The 22,391-nt window shown below is 35.5% G+C and carries 17 protein-coding genes; 16 read left to right on the top strand and 1 reads right to left on the bottom strand.

Annotation, left to right across the window (positions count from 1 at the left end; all coding sequences use genetic code 11):
* The first annotated feature begins 27 nt into the window (after positions 1 to 27).
* From MOMA_RS02320 to MOMA_RS09520, 13 genes are all read left to right on the top strand, one after another.
* Positions 28 to 6,012 carry an FG-GAP repeat domain-containing protein gene (locus MOMA_RS02320; protein ID WP_161600310.1) on the top strand — a complete coding sequence of 1,995 codons (5,985 nt, stop codon included), beginning with the start codon at positions 28 to 30 and terminating at the stop codon, positions 6,010 to 6,012.
* A gap of 54 nt (positions 6,013 to 6,066) precedes the next feature.
* Positions 6,067 to 9,519, top strand: a complete 3,453-nt coding sequence (locus MOMA_RS02315) for a transglutaminase-like domain-containing protein (protein WP_009767006.1) — start codon at positions 6,067 to 6,069, stop codon at positions 9,517 to 9,519.
* 4 nt (positions 9,520 to 9,523) lie between these two features.
* The gene (locus tag MOMA_RS02310) at positions 9,524 to 9,964 is read left to right on the top strand and encodes a hypothetical protein (RefSeq protein ID WP_009767005.1); all 441 of its coding nucleotides are present in this window, start codon (positions 9,524 to 9,526) and stop codon (positions 9,962 to 9,964) included.
* A 26-nt stretch (positions 9,965 to 9,990) separates the two neighbouring features.
* Positions 9,991 to 10,689, top strand: a complete 699-nt coding sequence (locus MOMA_RS02305; RefSeq protein ID WP_083874831.1) for a transglutaminase-like domain-containing protein — start codon at positions 9,991 to 9,993, stop codon at positions 10,687 to 10,689.
* A gap of 36 nt (positions 10,690 to 10,725) precedes the next feature.
* Entirely contained in the window at positions 10,726 to 11,736 is a 1,011-nt protein-coding gene (locus MOMA_RS02300) for a hypothetical protein (RefSeq protein WP_152411755.1), read from the top strand.
* 454 nt (positions 11,737 to 12,190) lie between these two features.
* Entirely contained in the window at positions 12,191 to 13,066 is an 876-nt protein-coding gene (locus MOMA_RS09900) for a hypothetical protein (RefSeq protein ID WP_202593235.1), read from the top strand.
* A gap of 419 nt (positions 13,067 to 13,485) precedes the next feature.
* The gene (locus MOMA_RS02280) at positions 13,486 to 13,695 is read left to right on the top strand and encodes a hypothetical protein (RefSeq protein WP_009767001.1); all 210 of its coding nucleotides are present in this window, start codon (positions 13,486 to 13,488) and stop codon (positions 13,693 to 13,695) included.
* Positions 13,696 to 13,760: 65 nt separating this feature from the next.
* A complete protein-coding gene (locus tag MOMA_RS02275) occupies positions 13,761 to 14,117 on the top strand; it encodes a hypothetical protein (protein ID WP_009767000.1) in 357 nt (118 codons plus the stop codon).
* A 704-nt stretch (positions 14,118 to 14,821) separates the two neighbouring features.
* Positions 14,822 to 15,025: a hypothetical protein gene (locus MOMA_RS02265; RefSeq protein WP_009766998.1), complete on the top strand. Its 204-nt coding sequence runs from the start codon at positions 14,822 to 14,824 to the stop codon at positions 15,023 to 15,025.
* Positions 15,026 to 15,338: 313 nt separating this feature from the next.
* On the top strand, positions 15,339 to 15,761 hold the full coding sequence (locus MOMA_RS02260; protein ID WP_009766997.1) for a hypothetical protein: 423 nt from the start codon (positions 15,339 to 15,341) through the stop codon (positions 15,759 to 15,761).
* Positions 15,762 to 15,923: 162 nt separating this feature from the next.
* On the top strand, positions 15,924 to 16,418 hold the full coding sequence (locus MOMA_RS09895; RefSeq protein WP_009766996.1) for a hypothetical protein: 495 nt from the start codon (positions 15,924 to 15,926) through the stop codon (positions 16,416 to 16,418).
* Positions 16,411 to 16,890: a hypothetical protein gene (locus tag MOMA_RS02250; RefSeq protein WP_009766995.1), complete on the top strand. Its 480-nt coding sequence runs from the start codon at positions 16,411 to 16,413 to the stop codon at positions 16,888 to 16,890. The genes MOMA_RS09895 and MOMA_RS02250 overlap by 8 nt, the downstream gene beginning before the upstream one ends.
* A gap of 105 nt (positions 16,891 to 16,995) precedes the next feature.
* Positions 16,996 to 17,628: a hypothetical protein gene (locus tag MOMA_RS09520; protein WP_009766994.1), complete on the top strand. Its 633-nt coding sequence runs from the start codon at positions 16,996 to 16,998 to the stop codon at positions 17,626 to 17,628.
* 607 nt (positions 17,629 to 18,235) lie between these two features.
* Here the strand turns inward: MOMA_RS09520 and MOMA_RS02235 are convergent.
* Positions 18,236 to 18,511, bottom strand: coding sequence for a hypothetical protein (locus tag MOMA_RS02235; RefSeq protein ID WP_152411754.1), 276 nt, complete (start codon positions 18,509 to 18,511; stop codon positions 18,236 to 18,238).
* A 738-nt stretch (positions 18,512 to 19,249) separates the two neighbouring features.
* Between MOMA_RS02235 and MOMA_RS02225 the strand changes: the two genes are divergently transcribed.
* From MOMA_RS02225 to MOMA_RS02215, 3 genes are all read left to right on the top strand, one after another.
* Positions 19,250 to 19,441: a hypothetical protein gene (locus MOMA_RS02225; RefSeq protein WP_009766990.1), complete on the top strand. Its 192-nt coding sequence runs from the start codon at positions 19,250 to 19,252 to the stop codon at positions 19,439 to 19,441.
* A 436-nt stretch (positions 19,442 to 19,877) separates the two neighbouring features.
* Positions 19,878 to 20,990 (top strand): alanine dehydrogenase, encoded by a 1,113-nt coding sequence (gene ald, locus MOMA_RS02220; RefSeq protein ID WP_009766989.1) that lies wholly within the window; start codon positions 19,878 to 19,880, stop codon positions 20,988 to 20,990.
* A 279-nt stretch (positions 20,991 to 21,269) separates the two neighbouring features.
* Positions 21,270 to 22,355: a YtxH domain-containing protein gene (locus MOMA_RS02215; protein WP_009766988.1), complete on the top strand. Its 1,086-nt coding sequence runs from the start codon at positions 21,270 to 21,272 to the stop codon at positions 22,353 to 22,355.
* Positions 22,356 to 22,391 lie beyond the last annotated feature (36 nt).

The following is a 22,391-nucleotide window of genomic DNA, read 5'->3' as shown; positions in this document are numbered from 1 at the left end:
CATTACCAAATTGCCAATTTTGATGATTTGTATCTTAGCAGTTATGTACTGTTGGCATTGACACCTTACCTAAAACAGCATGAACAGTACCTATCTGTTGCACAAAAACTTGTCGATTATTTGCAATCACAGCAAAAAGCACCGGCAACATGGTCGAATCTTGCAAATAACAAAGGCTTGTTTATTGATGCCTTGGTTGCTAAAAGTTTGTACCCTTATCAAGATAGCAATCATATTGACAGTTTTAAAAGTGCGTTTGTTGGTAAAGCATTTGCACTACAAAACCAAGATGGCAGTTGGCAACAAGACTCTTATGTAACTGCTTTGGTGTTAAATACTTTAAATAATCTACAAAGGGTTGTTAGCAATCCGATAACCTCGGGTATTGACTTAAGTGTTGTTGATGCCAATACAGGCGTGGCATTGCCAAATGTGGTGCTATATGCCACTAAAACAAGTGTTGGCTCTTTGCAACACAAAAGCGACACGCAAGGCAATATCCATATTGCTGATGTAAAACCTGGGTTGTATCAATTTGCTTTAAAGCACGATGGCTACGCCCTTGTTAATTTTACTTTGCGTTTGCGCCAAGGAGAACAGCTAAATTTAGGTCAAATTCAACTGGTTCGAACAACAAATGCCAACATAGGACAAATCCAAGGTGTTGTTACCGATATCACCACAAAAAGTGTGATAGCAGATGCTACAGTTACGGTTGTATTGGTTGATGAAAAAGGCAAACGTCTGCCTAATATTGCACCGATTGTTGTTAATACAGATAATAACGGTCGCTATCAGGTTACGCTTAACCAATCTCAACAACAGGCATCGCAGGGGCGTTTTGGCATTCATGTTGAAAAATCAGGCTATTTAGCCGTGTTGGCAAGCGGTATTGCCCCTATTGGTGGATCGGCGGTATTTAACCCAACACTACAAAATAAACCGCCAGTCAGTCATGCACCAAACCCAAATACAAAGCCTACCACACAAACAGGGTCTTTTCAAATAAGGGCAACCAACAATCGCAGTAAATCTGCCATTATGGGCTTTTTGGTTAAAGCAGAATTATTAAACAATACCAATCAAGTGATTCAAACTCAAAGTTTTGCCCCTAATAAAGATAATTTAAGCGAGCTGTTGGCAACGTTAGAGCCAGGTAAATGGCGGTTAACCGTCAGTCATAAATCTTATCAAACAACCAACCAAACTTTTGTATTAAAGCCTAGTCAAACCATTCATTATACCCCTAATTTGGTGTTAAAGCCTTATGAAATCAAAGCGGTGGTGGTGGATTCGCTTACCAATAAGCCCATTGCTAAGACTTCTGTTAAAGTTGTGGACAGTCAAACCAAAAAAGTACTGTTTGTAAAAGCAACCGATGAAAAAGGGCGTATCCATATTGAGCATTTGACAACATCAGAGATTGAAATTGAGACAACGCCGACATTATACCTTGCAACCAAGCGTTATTTTAATAAAACTTATGAAGCAGGTACGACAGTTGACATGGGTGAAATTCGGTTACGCCCAAAATCTGCCGAAGTTCTGTTGCCCGATCTTGCCATTGCCAAAATAAACCTTGGTCAAACACAGACAGACACACAAGATTTACAATTAACCGGAAGGCTTACTGTCATTGTTGAAAACAAAGGAGTGGCACCTTTTAAGCAAAAAGATATCAAAATTAGTGTGTTTATTGACAGCAATCACAATAGGCGGTTGGATAAAGATGAGAAAATTATCGGAAATGCCTTATTAAACAAGGTGTTAGACCCTTATTCTCAAACTGCTTTACCAATACCAGTTGCCACAAAATTACGCTTTCGCGATGCACCAATTGCAGTTATGGTTGACAGTGATAATCAGGTTGTAGAACAAAATAAAAACAATAACGTTAAACTTACCAGTGATGGCATAGAAATTAAACCAAACCAAGGTACATTGGATGCTAAAATAGCTTGGCAAAATCAAATTCCAAGCGATTCTGGTGCGATTGCAGCTCCGTTAACTGACACCAATGGTGATGGCGTGATTGGCATGGGCGATATTGCATCTGTTTTCGTTTATCAAAGTGGCAGATATTACGTTTTAGATGGCAAAACAGGCAAAGAATTGTTTCAAATTGAAGGCATGGGCTCACAACAATTGGTTGCAATTGGTGATGTCAATGGCGATAAACAGCCTGATATTGTAGCCGTTTCTCATGATGGATTGCGTATTTATGACAATGTTGGCAATTTAAACAAAACCTTAAGTGCTCATTTAAGTGCCAGTGGATGGTCAAGCAATGCCTATCACCCCATATTGGCGGACTTAAACCAAGATGGTATCACCGAGATTGTGCAAAATGATAAGATTTTTAATTATAAACAAGGCTTGATTAAAGATAATTTGCCATCAGGACACAGCCAAGCGGTTGCTGATGTTGATGGCGATGGTATGCAGGACATTATAGGGCTACAAGGCGTATCAGACAGTCAAGGAAATTTACGCTATTATTTTAAAAATAAAGATCGGCAAAACATCGTGTTAAAGTTTGTTGCAATTGGTGATGTCAATGGCATCAAAAAACCACAAATTATTGCTATCTATGATGATAATATTCTTATCTTTGATGCAAAAACTGGGGTTTTGTTGGCTGATTATACCACGGTTGCCAGTGCAGGTGGCTCACCTGTCATTGCTGATTTTGATGGTGATGGAGTAGCAGACATCGGCATTGCACGCTCTTATAGCTATGTAGCGATGCGTGGCGATGGCAGTGTTATTTGGGATACGCCCATCAATGATAGTTCTGGAGGAACAGGTTCTACGGTATTTGATTTTGATAATGATGGCAAAAGTGAAGCGGTGCATTTTGATGAACAATATTTGAGAATTTATGACGCAGCCACTGGCAAAGAACGCATTAAAATTGCAAACAATACCGCCACCGCCCATGAATACCCAATTGTCGGTGATTTCGATGGCGATGGGCATGCTGATATTATTATGACAGCAAGCAGTCAAGGCGTTCGCATGGTGTCAAGCAAAAACAATGACTGGGCTAATACACGCAACATTTGGAATCAATACAGTTACCACGTTACCAATATTAACGATGATTTAACAATACCCATCAAAGAACCAAACAGTTGGCAGGTGCATAACACTTATCGAGCCAACCTACTGCTTAACCAAAACGCGACATCGGCGGTTGATTTGACCGCTTCTTATATTCAGGTAACAGACAACGGCCTTCATTCACCCAGTTATTTTAAGGCTCGTATTGGTAATGCAGGCACCAAAACCGCCCCTAAAGGCACGCCGATTGGTTTTTATCAAAAAGACAGCACAGGGCATGCCAAATTGCTTGGTATTGTTAGGTTAAGTAAAGATTTGGGTTTTGATGAATATGCGGATATCAATTTAGCCTATAGCCCACTTGCAATGACGTTAAAAGCTGTTGGTGAGATTGTTGTGATTGCCAATGATGCAGGAGCAGGAATAGACAGCAGCACAGGCATACCAAACCCAACCTTAGATCCAAAACCTGACAATCAAGGGGTTATTCAAGAATACAGCAGGCATAACAATTTAGCCAGTCTTACAATAACCAATGAATTTGCAGGGTTTCGCTTATCGGCTCATTTGGACAAAACCCATTATACCGCCAATGAAACGGTTAAAATTACCAGTATACCAACAAATCTTGGCAGCTTTCGCGTTTCACCAAGTGTTAAAGTCAGTATTTTTGACAGCATGGGCAATCTTGTTGGAATATATCCGCCAACAACCGTCAATCTTGATGTTGCGTTAATAAATCAACCTTTGTTGGCTAAAAACAGCACAACTTTACAAAACACTTGGCATACCGCCCAAAATCGCGTTGGCAATTATACGGCTAAAATTGAACTTAGTCACCAAAATCGTGTTGTGGCATCGGTTATAAAGCCGTTTTCTATCGTTGCCGATGGCGTGATCGGCCAAACCAAAACCACATTGACAACAGACAAGACCCAATACCGATCAAACGATCTTGTGCAAATTCATTCAAGACTGCTAAATACTGCCAGTAATGCTATGGCAACGCCAAGAAAGGTTGTTCTTAACGTTATAGCTCCTACAGGAAAAGTCATCTGGACAAAACAGTATTATTATCCGGAACTTGCTCCAAATGCACTTAAAGACCAATATTTTACCCTGCCACTTTATCAGGCAACAGCAGGAGATTATGTATTAACCAGTACCACCACTGCCCCTGATGGTTTACAGAGCCGTAAAGTTTTAAGCCAACCCTTTAAAGTGTTGCCTGATAGCCAAATAAGCAAGCTATCAGGGGCGATTAAAAGCCAAAATCAGGTAGAAATTGGCGATCCGGTTTACTTTAATTGGCAATTAAAAAACCCAAACAATGCCTTAATTAACAACATTGCCTTAAAAATTGTTTTATTTAGAGCAGACAATACCACGCCCTTTGATACCATTTTTTTACATGACAAGGTATCTACTCAAAACCATATCACAGGCAACAAAATATGGCGATCAACAGGCAGTCATGGAGAGGTGGTGAGTGCGATGTTGGTTGCGACATTTGACGGTGAGGAAAAAGCACTGGCACAAACCCAAGTTAAATTAGTTAAACCCTCAATAACAGCAGTCTTTGCCAATAAAAACCACCAAAAAGACACGTTATTGGTTTATTATAGCTGTGAAAATGGTTGGCATACCTCTTTGAGTAATTCAGGCGGTGCAAAGTTTAATTATCCATGCTTTGATGCAAGAGCGGACATTATTCGATCTTACCTTGATCGTTTAAAAGTAGATTATAAACTGGTTAAACACCCTTGGGAATTTAGGCATGAGTTACAAAGTGGCATTTATGGGCAATATTGGCTACTGGGTGCTATAGAAAAACTAAGCCCACACACATACAAAGAACTTTTAGCAAGGGTGTATACAGGCGAAAACCTGTTGTTTGATGCAGGAATGCACAGTTGGTTAAATCATGAGTTATTCAAATTAGCAGGCGTAACGTATCAAGGACGACTGGCGATAAACTCATCACAAATTATCCCAAATATCCAATATTTACCACTTACGACCGACAAAAACATTGATACAGCCGTTTTAAACACACAAATGCGTGTCAAAGCAAAACCTTTGCATAGTAATTGGGCATTGTCTTTAATGCCAAATAGCTCTGCAACACAAGTTTGGGCGGTATTTGACAATCGATTTAACGCCATTAGTGCCGCTCCGTATGGCAATGGCTATCCCATAGCTGTGTCATTTGATTTAATTCGCAGTTTGGATTTGGCAAGAACAAGCAAATTGCCAATTTACCAAAATAATGCCAATGCCTCCCAATTGCGTTGGCATGGTATTTTATCACAACTGCTTAAAGACCGCAAAGTCAAATCTCGTGCTGAATACACCCCAAGCGAACCTGTTAAAATTCCAATCACGCTAAATAATCACTCAAATAACAAAAAACAAGTTACTGTTGAGGTTATTTTGCCAAATACAGCACAGTGGCTTAGCCAAAAAGACGATATTTTTGGATTTATTAACAAAACCAAACGCTACCAAATTACATTATATCCTAAACAGTCATTAAATGAATTATTAACAATCCGTTTGCCAGAACAAGCAGGTTTGCACACGGTCAAGGTTAAAATAACCGACTCCAATAAAGTGATTAATCAGCTAGAAAGTCGCTATTTGGTTAAAGATATTGACAGTCGGATCAAAGTGTTAAAGCAACACATTGGCTCATGGCGTGTTGTTGGTACAAATGGTGCGTTGGCACTTAGTGCTAAAATCCAAATTGGATTAATTCAAACCCATTTAAACACAAAAGTTTATGAACTTGCGGTTTATGAAGCAGCCAATCTGACAGCCATGTTGTCTAAAATGCAAGACACACCCACCCACAACCTCATTAAACTGCATAATGAAGCCAATGAACTGTTGCGGGCGTTACAAATCAAATGGTATTTGGCACGACAAGGTAAAACACCACTGCCTTAAAACCTTGTCATTTTATCAAAGTCATTGCATCAAATTTATTATAAGGACACACCGATGAGCCTTTTTTACAAGATTGACAAACCAAAGCCAGATAACCAAACCTTAGACTATAAACCGACTGTATTAACCAAAGCGGTGAGTGTGCTATGCACCATAACCCTGATTAACGCCCTGCTTCTTCCTGCAATGGCAATGGCACAAAACCACCACAACCAACAAAAAGACATCGAAGCCCAAGCCGTTGCAGGACAAAACGCCTATGAACAACTGGTTAATCTAACCCATCAATACCACCTACAAACCCAAACCCACCAAGCTGAACATAAAAATTACCTAAAAGGCAGAAGCATTTACCGTAAACTGATTGACGGCATAACCGATCTGTTTACCAACAACAACGAAAATATTGATTTATACAACAAAGATGTTGTACATAATACCCATACCAAACTTAACAAAATAGCCAAACAGTTGGCAACTGAACAACAAACCTTACTAAACGATCTTAATACCCAAAAACAAAAACTGTCTCAAATTGGCAACACTAAAGCAGTTGCCGAGCAAGACACACTCATCGCTCAAATACAAACCCGCTATCAAACCTTGCAAACCTTGCTAAAAGATGTCAAGGTTGCCAATGACACCAAAAGCCAATACCACGCCCTGAATGCTTTAAACCAACAGCTTGATAATTGGCAACCCAAAAAATCCCAAACCGACATGGCTCATTTACCTTGGACAATGCCAAACAATCAAGTACGCAAGCCGATTGTCAATCAAAGTAATGCCATTCAACCTGTAAACTTTAGCACAAACCTAAATAGCACAAACCCAAATACAGCACGTTCAGCGATTCATAAGTGGCAAGATACCGAATATCGTATTGGACAATACCTACTTAACAAAACCCATCATAACAATTCACTGGCAATAAGCACTGCCACATCAAGCATAAGCCAAATGGGACAATGGACAGTATTAAATGCCTTGCCCACTCAAGTGCAACCAGCCGACCTTGGTGAAACCGATGACATTCAAATCACCGATGCGATTAAAACCAAAGCCAAACAGCTTGACAACAACCCTGCTAAAATCTACAAATGGGTGCATGACAACATTGAGTTTATGCCAACGTATGGCAGCATTCAAGGCTCAGATTACACCTTACAAACCCTACGTGGCAACGCAACCGATACCGCAAGTTTATTAATTGCCCTGTTGCGTGCAAGTGGCATTCCTGCTCGCTATGTGTATGGCACAGTTGATATCGATGCCAAACAAGCGATGGATTGGGTTGGTGGGGTAAACAGCATAGATGCCGCTCAAAACCTATTGGGTCAAGGTGGCATACCCAATCAAGCCCTTATGGACGGAGCAAAAGCCAAATACTTACGCCTTGAACATACCTGGGTAGAAGCCAATGTCAGTAACTTACCTGCCAAAGGTTCAATTGCCAATACCAAGAACAATCAAAACAATGCTTACCAAAACAATGCTTACCAAAATAATACTTGGATTCCACTTGATGCCAGTTACAAATCCTACCTACGCACCCAAGGCATTGATATTGCCAAAGCCGTACCTTTTGATACTCAAAAACTCATCAATCAAGCCAAATCCACAGCCATCATTGATGAAACAACAGGCTCGGTAAAAAATCTAAACCAAAATGCTGTTAACACCGCCATTGCCAATTACCAACAACAAGTAGAAAATTATCTTAAACAAAACTATCCAAATGCCACCATTGGCGATGTGCTGGGTACAAGTCAGATTAAAGAATACAAAAGCCAGTTTTTAAGCCCTGTATTGCCATATCAAGTTAAAACCGTGATATCTGATTATCAAACCTTGCCTGATGAGATGAGGCATTATTTTGTGATGAATCTTTATCAGGATATTTATGAACGCAATAATACGATAGCACTGGGAGAAAAACCGAGCTTTCATGTCAAAATCCCCACCACCAAACTGCAAGGCAAGCCGTTGGCGTTGTCTTTTAAACCTGCCAGTAAGGCAGATGAAGATATCATCATGGGAATGATGCCAAAGCCTGATAAAAATGGTAATATCGACTCAAGTAAACTGCCAAGCTATTTGCCACGCAGTATTAATATGGCAGCAGAGATTACTTTAGACGGTCAGACGTTATCACAAGGCAATACTTACCCCTTTGGCACAGAAGTTAATCTACAACTGGGTTATCAAACCGCCAGCATGGGTGGTAAAGGCAGTTATCAGATGACCGCTCCACTCAAAAACAAGATTGTACGGGCAGGGGAATATGTCGCAATTGGCTATAACCTACAAGGCATAAGCCAGCAGCAGTTAGAGAAAACCAAAACCACGCTAGAAAATGCCAAAACCCAACTGGAAAAATTCCAAGCGACCAAAGATCAAGTGGTATTGCAAGGGCTAACCAAGCATGACCTAACAGGAGCTATCCTACAAGCAGGCGTACAAAGCTATTTTGCCATTAACCAAGCTCAAGATACCATTGCTGCCAAACAACACGGCAATGTGATTAAACAGCCATTCATGAGTTATGGTAGCTTTGCCACCTATATCCACCCCAATCAACGCTATGGCATTATCTTTGGCGGCAGTCCTAAAGGCATGCAGATGGACATTGATCAATTGATGTATACTGCTGTTAGTAAAGACAATAATAAAGATGAGTTAAAAGCTTTTATCCAAAGTCAAGGAGTGAGACAATCTGCCAATGAACATCTTATCCCCGAGCAATTGTTTGATGATCCAAATACCAAGCAAAAAGAAGCAGAAGGCATATCAGCAGTCAAAGCATTACAAATTGCTCAAGAGCAAGGACAAATAATTTATACCATTACCAAAGATAACTATGCTAAAATCTTACCTAAGTTAAACCATGGTCAAGATGTCATGAATGATATTCGTAATGCGGTGAATGCAGGACATATTGTTACTGCTCATGAAAGAAACATTAGTGTGAAAGGTTGGCATGGTAGTGGGTATATTATCTTAGACCCTTATACTGGTGCTGGGGCGTATTTGATTGATGGTGGGGTGAATGGGGGGTGGGTTAACCAAGATGCAAGCTTAATGCTTTCAACTATTGCATTGACTCATGCTGAGGTTGCTAATTTAGATTTATCTAAGCCTAACGGTCTGTACTTCTATTATAAGTCCTTATTGCACCCAAAGACACTAGATAAACTCACTAAATTTCTTGGTTGGGTTAGCTATTTTATAACAATGGAAATAATATTAAATAATGATAGCTTGGATAATAATAAAAAACTTTTTCAATTATCAACGACAACTTTTACATTTTTTACAACAATGTATTTTACTAACGCTATATTAGGATTCGTAGCACTTGGCTCTATCACATTGGCAAGTGGAATATTGCTGTCTTTAGTAGTCGCTTTTGGTTTAGCAATAGGTACTACGTATATTAATTCAGTTTATAGAGCAAGCAGTTATTATAGAATATTTTCCAATAATTATAAAAGCTATGAGGCATAGTGTTATGGAAATCATTGCAAACCTATTCAAATTAACAATTATTTTATTATTTATCATCAATGTTTTTAAAATAATAATCGATTTTATTTATATTCTTTTTCCAAAGAAACAAGCAAAGATTAAACTCTTAAGAATACATGAAGAAAAAAATCAACATGAAAGCTTTTTCTGCTTAAATATTATTTATGAATATGAATTTAAAGGAGAAATAATAAATGGATCTAAACTAAATTCATTCAATAATATATATAGAAAGAAAAGGTCTGATTTGGAAAGTATAATAAACAAAAGATCCTACAATGGATATATAGATGTTTACGTAAATCCATTTTTCCCAAAAAAATCATACGCTTTTCCTTTGAGATGGAATAAAATTTTTCCTATTTCTAGCATTATAATATCAACTGTAGTATTTTTAATATTGTATTTCACAAGTAATTTATGAAAATTAAAAAGCGTAGTTAATATTTTATACTATTTTTAATTGCCAAAAAATTTACAGAAGCCCTAAAAGTTTACACCCTACAAACCCTACGTGGCAACGCAACCGATACCGCAAGTTTATTAATTGCCCTGTTGCGTGCAAGTGGCATTCCTGCTCGCTATGTATACGGCACAGTTGACATCGATGCCAAACAAGCGATGGATTGGGTTGGTGGGGTAAGTAACATCGATGCAGCCCAAAACCTATTAGGTCAAGGTGGCATACCCAATCAAGCCCTTATGGACGGAGCAAAAGCCAAATACTTACGCCTTGAACATACCTGGGTAGAAGCCAATGTCAGTAACTTACCTGCCAAAGGTTCCATTGCCAATACCAAGAACAATCAAAACAATGCTTACCAAAATAATACTTGGATTCCACTTGATGCCAGTTACAAATCCTACCTACGCACCCAAGGCATTGACCTTGCCAAAGCCGTACCCTTTGATACTCAAAAACTCATCAATCAAGCTAGGTATATTAATATGGAAAACATGATATTTATAATCATTTTAATATTTGCGTTAATATTCAGTGCTTTATTAATGGCTGCAACGAATGGTAGTTCGGATAACAACTATTTTGGCTCTCGTATAACAAAAAGAGACTATACCATATTCATTTATATTTTCATTTTTGTAATGCTGATTACTGCTGTTTATATTATTTTTTTCTTAAAGTTTTGACATGTATTTCATAGTTTTTTAACTCATGAAGTAGCGATGATGCAAGCAGGCGTACAAAGCTATTTTGCCATCAACCAAGCTCAAGACACCATCGCCCAAAAACAAACCAATATCATTACCAACCCTTATATGAGTATTGGCACGTTCTCAACAAAAATGCGAACAGACTACCGCTATGGTATTGCAACTCGGATAACGCCAGTTGGTATGAATATGGATATTGACAGAATCCTATCTCAAACTGTTAATAAAGATAATGATAATAAAAAAGTTATTGCCTACAACCAAGCAATGGGTATGTTACAAAGTTTAAATGAAAATGCCGTACCCGAAATGCTGATGAATACCAAAGATGAGAAAAATGTCGAAGGTGTGTCAGCGGTAAAAGCCATTCGGTTAGCAATGCAACAAGGACAAGTTCTTTATACCATTAATAAAGATAACTATGCTAAAATCCTACCAAAACTTAATCATGATAGTGAAACGATGAATGATATCCGTAATGCGGTGAATGCGGATAAAGTGGTAACGATTCATGCAAGTGCAATTACTCATTTAAAATGGCATGGCACAGGCTATATCATTACTGATACCGCAACGGGTGCTGGTGCCTATATGATTAGTGGTGGGTTTAATGGTGGAGATATAGAGGGAATAAATTTATTATCAACTAACTTCCTAAATTTTCTAGGTTATGAGGCTATGGTTGCTGATAATTTCAGAAACTATTTTCATAGTTTAGCAGAGATTGTTAAAGATACTAAAACTATGAGTTTTTTAGATAAAGTGGGTAGGTTTTTAGTTCCTTCAAGATTCTTAGTAAATATACTAAGTACGCCTTCAGATTGTTACCATAAGTCTATAGTATATGTAGGTATAATTACACTAACAGCTTTCCAGTTACTATTAGAAAAGACAATTTTCTTGATGGGTTTTACAGGCTTTGGTATTCTTATTGCGGTTGGCATGGTTATTATTCAAGATATCTTATTCACCTACATGGTTAACAGTCTCATAAGTGAAGGATGTAAACGTCGAGAGGATTAACTATGAAATATTCAATATTTTGGGTAATTACCATTTCATGTTTTGTTATAGGTATTAGAGAACTAAATTATTTAATATTCCTATGCGGTATAATATTTAATCTATACGTCATAATTACTAACTATTATTCAGAATTTTTTTTAAATTTATTTTTATCTGGTTCCTATAGTCAAGAATTAATGTATAAAATTCAAAAGGGTCATATTATTTATCTTAGTGGTGGAAGCTCAATATACTACCCATGCATTAAGTTTATTTATGAAATAAATAATAAAAAATATAAGGGTAATTTTTCATATGATGTTAGATTTTTTTCTCCTGATATCAACGATGCTGAGAGCTTTGCTACATCATTAAATAGAATTAAATTTTACTATTCTCCTAAGAATCATAAAATTTGCTTTCCAATTAAGCCACTAAATAAAGCAATGGTTAAAGAGAAATATTATTTAATATGTTTATTTCTTATTCAAATACTGGGTTTGATATTCATACGAACAAATTTAGACAAAATGACATTGACTTAGCAATGAGTGCCAAACCTAAAGAGGTAATTATGGACATTGACCGTATCTTAAAACAAACGGTTGATAAAGATAATAAAGTAAACAACGTAACAGCATTTAACCGCTCAACTGGCATTAGAGAATCGCTCAATGAAAACTTGATTCCAGAGCAGTTGTTTGATGATCCAAACACAAAACAAAAAGAAGCTCAAGGCATATCAGCAGTCAAAGCATTACAAATTGCCCAAGAGCAAGGACAAATAATTTATACCATTACCAAAGAAAACTATGCTAAAATCTTACCAAAGCTTAACCACAGCTTAGATGTCATGACTGATGTGCGTAATGCAATTAATGCAGGAAAAGAAGTAACCATTAGTCAAACACAGGTACATGCATTCGGTTGGCATGGAACAGGATATATTGTGCTTGATCCAACCACAGGAACAGGAGTGTATTTGATTGGGGGTGGGGTTGATGGGGGTTTTTTGAACTTCTTTGGAGAAAATGCAAATCCTTTTGCACTAGCTTTGGGTGCAGTTTCTGTATTAGCAACTTTAGGCTCTGTAAGTCTACCGATAACTATCGCTATTCTATCTATATCATTTTTCGTAGGAATTATGGTTACTTTGGCAACAAACCTAACTTTAATTGAAAATAATTGTCCTGATACTACGATAATAATGAATTCCGTATTAAACTTTATTGGGTTTACTTTGGGTGTTTTCCTTAAAGGAACAGGTACAGCAATAGTAACTGCTTTTTCTTCATGGTTGTACAACAACATTCTTCCTTCAGTTGCACCTTTATGCAAATATAAATAGGGAGGACATTATGGATTTATTTAATGAAAATATACTAAATGCATCTAATAAGGAAAGAATTGAGTTTTTTTTATTGACGTATTTTTTTGTAATTGTTGGTTCTTGGTTATACCAGAAGTATTTTTGTAAAAAAATTGAACCCAATCTTGTAATTGTTGTTGGTGCATTATCAGTCATACCATATTTCTTCATCATATCAATTTTGTTATGGAATAAAATTTCTTGCATCTTTATTGGCTTATTATTTGGTTTTCTAACAACAAGAAAAATTTCTTAAAGTAAATTTGGTTAAAGCTACCTTAACTTCCAAGATTGGATTTCTATTTTTCAAACCCCACCAATCTCAAAAAAGGCAAATAAAAGGCAGATTTGGTGAGTTCTAGTGATTTGATTAATAACACTTGTAAAATGGGAAAATGATGTACTACAGTCAAGTCTTACCAAAGCTTAACCACAACTTAGATGTCATGAATGATATTCGAAATGCGGTGAATGCTGGACGTATTGTTACTGCTCATGAAAGAAACATTAGTGTGAAAGGTTGGCATGGGACAGGCTATATCATCCTTGATCCAATCACAGGAACAGGGGCGTATTTGATTGGGGGTGGGGTTGATGGGGGTATATAACAAGTGATAATGCCTCTTTAATAAATACACTGGCATTATCATATATAGACAGTAAAACTTTTTTAATGGAAAAGCCTTGGTTTTCTAAATCACTTCTTGAAACATATAAGTTTAGTCAAATTTCTAAATATATAGGTTTAGCGGGTTTATTAATTAGTTTAACTTATATTTCTAATAATGATGACTTAACAATAAATCAAAAGTATTTTCAAGTGTTTACCAATATTTTAGGATATTCTTTAATTGCGTATATTGGCAATGCTATTATGCTAGCAACGCCTTTATCTATTGGCATTATTCTTTCTGTGATTATGGCTCTTACCATTGCCACATCTATTATATTAATAAATGATTTATACGGATTTAATATAATAATATATAAAAATAAATATAATATAAGAAGTGTTGTATATAAAACATAAGGATAATTATATGATATTACTCATAGTGTTGGTATTATCAGGGGTTTTAATATTTACAATAGGTTTTTTGATAATATTAGACTTATCATTTCTTTTTTTTCCAAAAACTAAAGGTAGAATTATAGAAAAACACATTTATTATAGAAATTTATCACATATAGATACTGTAATTGATAATTGGTATTTTTTACATATAACCTATGAGTATAGAGTTAATAAAAAAATCTATACGTCAAATAAGATAAATTTTTTTAACAATGTAATGCGTAGAAAATATCATGATATTGATAGATTGATTAATAAATCAACTCAAGATAATACAATATTTGTTTACTATTTTCCTTTAAATCCTAAAATTGCTATTATTTATCCACTTAAATGGAATAAAATATACCCCTTAACTTCACTCATAGTATTTGGTTTTGTTTTTGCAATATTATTGCATTTTTAAGTGTTAAAAATATTCATATTAATTCTTGGTAGTGTTCGGTGAACTAAAGGCATTTGAATGATGGATATTAAAAATATTTTAAGCAATAAAATGTGGATTATAAATATAAAACAATATAAAATTATTGAAAATGATATTTATAAGGAATTTCATGATGTTATACAGTATTTATAGCATGACATAAAATTATGGAAAATTCCTTTTTTTTAATTCACCTTTAGTGTTGCCAAAATTAAGTTTATCAGCCAATGTCATGAATGATATTCGAAATGCGGTGAATGCAGGACGTATTGTTACTGCTCATGAAAGAAACATTAGTGTGAAAGGTTGGAGTGGTTCGGGTTATATCATTATTGACCCTTATACTGGTGCTGGGGCGTATTTGATTGGGGGTGGGGTTGATGGGGTTTTACTTTTCCATCGTACAGCGAAGCATTTAACCAAGATTTTTTTATAGGGTTAACCAATAGTGAAATATCCGTTCTATTTGAACCAAATTCAAGTACTGTAAAATGGATTGCCTTTTCGACAGTAGCTTTGGGTGTATTTATTACAAACCTTAATATACTGATCAGTAAAAGCAAATGCTTATTTGATAGTCAAAAAAATTCTCTTAAAAATGGACTTTCTGCTTTAAGTTTGGCAAGTACAATACCTTCACCTTATCATAACCCATTATTAGGAGGGGTGGCATCTTTCTTAGGAACTCTTTATATATTATTTCAATCGATTCATTTAATAAAAACAAATCATGCTATTGGTGAATGCTAATGGGAATTAAATATGAATTTTATTTCTTAAATTCATGGCAAAAATTAATAGTTTTAGCACTTGTATTATTTATCATACAAACAATACGAGTACTATTTTTACAGCCAGCAACAAATAATATATTGATAATTATATTAATATGTTTGTTGTTTTTAATATTTGGCTTTAATAGCTGCATAAAAAACAAAAAAATTATTATTACAAAAGATGGATTGAATACCGAAAATAGTTTTTGGGGTTTCAATAATAATTTTTATAATTGGAGTGATATTGTTGTCCAAGATAATGAAAAATATTTTATAATAAGAGAAAGCTTTAATAAAAAAATATACGTTATACCATTTTTTTGGGGAAATAAAGATAATCACAACATCTTGGATATTGTTCTTAATTATAAATATCATAATTACAATATTGATTAAAAACCACCTTCTGCAAAAAACTTATAAAAATTTAACTTTTAATTAAAGTTTGGTATTTTATTAATAAATACTGTAAAACCATATGTTTCCCAAGTTCACGCATTTGGTTGGCATGGAACTGGTTATATTGTCCTTGATCCAACCACAGGAACAGGAGCGTATTTGATTGGGGGTGGGGTTGATGGGGGTTGGACTGATTATCCTTTTTTATCAGATATTGCGTTGTTTTTATCGACTTTGTTGTTAGGTTTGTCTGATTATGATAGCGATTTAAAAGATAACGCATACAACAACGTAAAGTATGGAAAAAATGAATACGTTATTCGAACCAGCTTTCACCCCGATGCTCAATTGAATCATATTGAGAGATTGAATAAATTGAGTAAAATAGCAGGTTGGGTTGGATTGGTGGCTGCGAATGTGTTGGTTTTTAATAACGACAGTTTATCCACCAGCAACAAGATAGGTCAAATAAGTGTTAATACATTAGCTTTTTCTTTAATCGCTTCTCTTGCTATAGTCGCAGGTCCTCTAGGCTTGGCTACTTACTTAATGGCTATTATAATGACAAGTGTAGCTGCAATGTGGATTAACAGCAATATATTTTCTTATAACTTTATCCGACGTAATGAGTATAAGGAGGATTATTATGCGTAATCAAATTGCATATGAAGCCTATATGGGATTTCTGCTAAAATCTTTATTTTGGATTGGCTTCATATGTATAATCGTTGTATTTATCTTGATCTTAATCGATGCTCTATTTATTCTACTAGCACCTCGTTGTAAAGCAGATGTTGTACGATCAGGCATTGTGCCGATTGGAAAGAAAACAAGATTTGTTGATGCACATGGTGTTTTTATTTTGTATTCATTTTCATATAAAAATCAAACATATGAATCTTATCATTTAAATTCTTATGGAAGAGTAACTGTAAACGGATATTATAAAGCATTAGATATACTGAATAATAATATTAAAGACAATCAAATAACAGTATATATCTGCCCATTCAAGCCCAAACTATCAATAGTTTTACCTTTTCAAGGAATTTTTGCATTAAAATTAGAGCTTTTAATTATATTATTAGGGTTTCTTATTTCAGCAATAATTTTAGATTATATTTGATGTTATAGTACAGACAGTTACCATGCAATTAGCTATAATCCACAAGACATAAACAAGCAACAGCCATAAAAACCAAACAAACATTCGCTATTTTAGGAAAATAACATGAGCCCAGAGCTGATTAGATTTTTCACACTTAGAAATTTTAAATCCGATAATAAGTCCTTTCTTGCCTTGGCAGAGTTAGATTATGCTGATAAATATTGTACGAAATTTGGATTTCCTATTTATCCGTATACTTTTAATCCTGAAACAAAAGAAAAAGATCTTCAAGATTTTGAAAATGAGATTTCAAACTGGCTTGAAAAAGACCGTGTAGAAGCTCTAAATAGTATTAGAAATAACAGAAAGATGCTTAATCCGTATAAAGATTGGACAGAAGTTCCATTTGAATACCTTAATATCCATTATACAGGCTTTAGTGGGCTTGATGCTAAGGGATTTTTTTATACGCCAGCAGTTATTTACAATGTTTTGGAAAGAGCAGATGAAAGATTAAACAGTGCGGCAGTTTTATGGTGGTTTTTTAGACTAAATGATGAGTTTTTAAAATATCGTTCAAATGATTTATTGAAATTTTTTAATGATTTCCAGCTAACTCTGCTTATTGAATTTTTAAATGTTTTTGGTAACGGTAATACTGGATTAACATCAGCAATAAATCTTAGTTTAGGCATATTATCCTTATCTGTCTACCCTGCTTTGGCTATTGCTTTGATGTTTCCTTTATTAATATAAGGAGATTCATTGGCAGAAGCAGTAGGAAAACACTGCAATATTATTGCAAACCCAGTGAGCAATGGAAGTACATAGCTATGTTCTTTGTTTACAATGAAGTTTCCTTAATCATGTGCATTCAAGTCTCATTTTTTGTGATATTTATCTTAAAAAAAGAGCATAAAAGATTTGTTACATACTCTAAATCTTGGTTTGTATATACTATTTCACTATTGATAATTAGTTTTTTACTTGGATTTTTATCTTGGTTTGTGTTGAGTGTTTTATATGAAATGTGGTTCTTCAGACAATCAACATCAGCAAGTAACATATATATTATGCTTTCTTATCCTGTCAGTTCTTTTCTCATATCTTTTTTTGCAGTAAGACGGCTTAGAGAAACAACTTGACTTTTAACTAATAAATCTTTGATTTAGGTGGAGAGGTGCTTAAACCCCACTTTCTCTAAAAAGGGTTGGTAAAACTCTAATTCGATAGGATCTAGCAGTTCATCGGCTATTTGGTTGGCATGGAACTGGTTATATTATCCTTGATCCAACCACAGGAACAGGAGCATATTTGATTGGGGGTGGGGTGAATGGGGGTTTTTGAATTTCTTTGGAGAAAATCAAAATTTAATTGTCATTGGCTTAGGTCTAATCGCTTTAGCTAGTTTATCATTTCCTTTTTTAAGTGTTATAGTAACCATAATTACAACTTTTTCAGCTTTAATGATTACGGCAGCTAATAATCTTTCGTTGATTGAAGCAGGTTGTCCTGACTGGTACATATCCGTTAATAGCTTATTGAATTTTCTAGCCATAGCTGTAGGTGTGTTTCTCAGTGCAGGTATTGGTGAAATAATTTTTTCTACCATAACTGGCTGGGTGTATACTTCTGCCACTTCATCTCAAATGGTACACGACGGTTGTAGAATAAGCAATAGTATAGGAAAGAAATGATTAATTATATTTTTTTGTTAGAAAAAATTTCTATTGGATATATATTTAGTATACTTATATATTTAATTTTATTAATGAAGACAAATGCATCTTTTAAATTATACAGTTTGTTTAATCTAGCCTTTATATATAATTATGATATTTGCAAACATATTAATAGATATATATTTTTCAATAAATTATTATTTAAATGGTTTTGGAGTAGATTTAAGTTTTTTTAATCATTGGAATGATTTCATCATATATTGTTTTAAAATTAAATAGTATCAAAAATTAATTTAATGAGATTAATATGTTTATCACATCTATCGTTACATTGCTTATCTCATTCTATATTAGTAGTATATATACGGTAAGCAAAACAGGAAAGCGTGATATAAATCTATCAATAGCTGTATCTTTGATATCTCTAGCAACGTTTTTTTGGGCTAGCTAGCTTTTTTTGGTCTTATAATTTACCTTTATCGATTTTGGTAGGTGTATTAGGCGGAGTATTTTTAACAAAAAAAATTATTTGCTAATAAATGTAGCACTTATATTAAATATATTAGCATTATCTTGTATAGATGACAAAATTTTTTTAAGAGAAAATACTTATTTTTCTAAATAACTTCTTGAAACATATAATCTTAGTAAAATTTCTGGCATTTAAAACCTCGCACCATCAAACCTCGCCATGAATGAGACAATCTGCCAATGAACATCTTATCCCAAAGCAGTTGTTTGATGATCCAAACACAAAACAAAAAGAAGCTCAAGGCATATCAGCAGTCAAAGTATTACAAATTGCTCAAGAGCAAGGACAAATAATTTATACCATTACCAAAGCAAATTATGCTAAAGTCTTACCAAAGTTTAACTTAATAATTTAAAACCCAGTGAGCAATGGAAGTACATAGCTATGTTCTTTGTTTACAATGAAGTCTCCTTAATCATGTGCATTCAAGTCTCATTTTTTGTGATATTTATCTTAAAAAAAGAGCATCAAAAATTTGTAGAAACAATTTGACTTTTAACCAATAAATCTTTGATTTAGGTGGTGTTGTTATGGGTTGCAATTATTCTTAAGTTTTTACTTTTTTTAAAAATCAATGCATCATGTCAAAATTATAATATGGCGTTATGATATAAAAAACTTAATATCAATGTATGTTGGTTTTAAATACTCAATTATGCAAAGCCGTGATGTCATGTTAAATTAATCATTACGCTTACTTATGGTTGTGCATGTAAAACCTATGTCAAACAACGCATAACCACAACAAAATTTTAATCCAAGTTCTAAGGCTAAACTCTAAGGAGAGCAAGATGCTCATCGGAATCCCAAAAGAAATTAAAAACAACGAAAATCGTGTCGGTTTAACCCCAAGTGGCGTGCATGCTTTGGTGGCTCGTGGTCATACTGTGTTGGTTGAAACGGGTGCAGGTAGTGGCTCACAATTTGCCGATGCCGATTATGAAGCGGTTGGAGCAAAAATCGTTCCCAATGCCAGTCAGGCTTGGAATGTGGATATGGTGATTAAAGTCAAAGAGCCGCTAGAGAGCGAGTATGGCTTTTTTAAAGAGAATTTGACGTTATTTACCTATTTGCATTTGGCGGCAGAAGCCCATTTAACCCAAGCTTTGGTGGATAATAAAGTTACCGGCATCGCTTATGAAACCGTGCAATTGGCTGATGGTTCCTTGCCGCTACTTACTCCCATGAGTGAAGTGGCAGGGCGTATGAGTACGCAAATCGGGGCTCAATTTTTACAAAAGTTTTATGGCGGTAAGGGTATTTTGTTAGGCGGTGTGCCAGGGGTACAAAAAGGCAAAGTTACCATTGTCGGTGGCGGTGTGGCTGGCACAGAAGCTGCCAAAATGGCGGTCGGTTTGGGAGCGGACGTCACCATTTTGGATTTAAATCCAAAACGGCTAAGACAGTTGTCTGAATTGTTTGGCAACAATGTGCATACTTTGATATCCACGCCGTTTAATCTTGCTAAATGCGTGGAACAAAGCGATTTGGTCATCGGTGCGGTGTTGATTCCAGGAGCTTCTGCTCCAAAATTGGTTACCGATGCCATGATACAATCGATGGCGGCAGGTGGCGTGGTGGTGGACATTGCCATCGACCAAGGCGGCTGTTTTGAAACCACCGACCGCATCACCACGCACGATGATCCAACCTACACCAAACACGGCATCATTCATTACGCCGTTGCCAACATGCCAGGGGCTGTGCCACGCACGTCCACCATGGCGTTATCCAATGCCACTTTGCCTTACGCCATTGCTTTGGCGGATAAAGGCTACAAACAGGCTTGCCAAGATGACCCAGCCTTAATGAAAGGCATTAACACCCTAGGTGGTAAGGTTACTTACAAGGCAGTGGCCGATGTGCTTGGACATGACTATGTTGATGCTAAAGAGTTGATTTAATTATAAAGCATTAAATTAAAGCAACTTGAATTAAACGCGGTTTAAAGTAACGGTATTGGTTAAAATGGCTAATACCGTTTAAAGCGTTTTGCTGTAAGAAATGGGTAACTTTGTCAAATATCGACACAGTTGTGCAATTTGTTACAAAAAAACCATACGCTGATGTGAAAATTTACGACAACTTACCAAAAAATTCTCTATAATAATAACCAACTTTTTTTGTGAAATTTTATTTTTTTAACTTTATTTTTTAACTTTATTTTTTTTTAAGGAAAGATCATGTTTAGCAATGTCAAATCAGATCCGTTAGATGTGTTGCTTTTTAGTATCGGTTTGCGTTTAGCACAGCTTGCCAAAACAGGCGATAGCAAATTTAAAAGCCTGCTCGAAAACCGCCATTTTAGCATTCAAATAGGCAGTGAGGTCGATCAGGTTTTTCGTACTTTTACGGTTAACAACGGCTATTTTATTCAGGTATCAGGCAAAGCACAAGACCCTGAATTAACCATTACTTTTAAGGACTCGATGACGGGTTTAAAACTGCTTGCAAAAGGTGATGCCACGGCATTGATGGTTGGGATTCAAAATAAAGATGTGGTTATATCAGGGGATTATTCGTTATTGATGTGGTTTAACCAAGTTGCCAAATTTATTGTGCCACCAATTCCTGAACCATTAAAGCCCATCGTTGATCAGGCAAAACCGCTGTTGGAAAAAATCACACCAATTGTGCAAGATTTATTTGGCAAAGCGACGGCATTTTTTGACAGCAAAACCACATCTGATGAAAAAACCGTTCGTGGCGAAAGCAAATATTTTAAAGTAGAAGACGTAGAAGACAGCGAACAAGCCCAAAATGATGATTCAACAATTGTTGACAATTTAAAAGAAAAAGCCCATGAACTGAAAGAAACCGCCGAAAACAAACTGGAAGAAGTCAAACTAGAAGCACAAGTGAAACTTGAAGAGGGCAAAGAAAAACTAAACGAGCTGAAAGAAACCGCGGAAAATAAATTTGACGAGGTGAAATTAGAAGCCGAAATTAAGCTTGAAGAGGGCAAAGAAAAACTTGATGAATTAAAAAGCACAGCGCAAGAAAAAGTTGCGAATGTTAACGAAAGACTTGATGCGATGAGTGGCGAAACCAAAGAAAAAATTGCAAACCTAAAAAAAGATATTGCCAATAAAGCCAACACCACAACAAATAATGATGAAATAGGCAGTTTTGCTGATTTTTCTCAGCATATCGATGAAGCGTTTGACACCAAGCCTGCACCTCACGGCGAGGTAAATCCTGATTTGCAGTTGGATAACAAATTGGCAGAAAAATATAGCAAAGACTTTGATGTAAAAACCTCAAAATAAACCAGCTTTAATATTTTTTAAAAAACCTTGTTTTTG

The organism is Moraxella macacae 0408225 (genome assembly GCF_000320365.1).
Lineage (GTDB): Bacteria > Pseudomonadota > Gammaproteobacteria > Pseudomonadales > Moraxellaceae > Faucicola > Faucicola macacae.
Note: the sequence above shows the minus strand (reverse complement) of the source record. Positions and strands in the feature narration are given on the sequence as shown.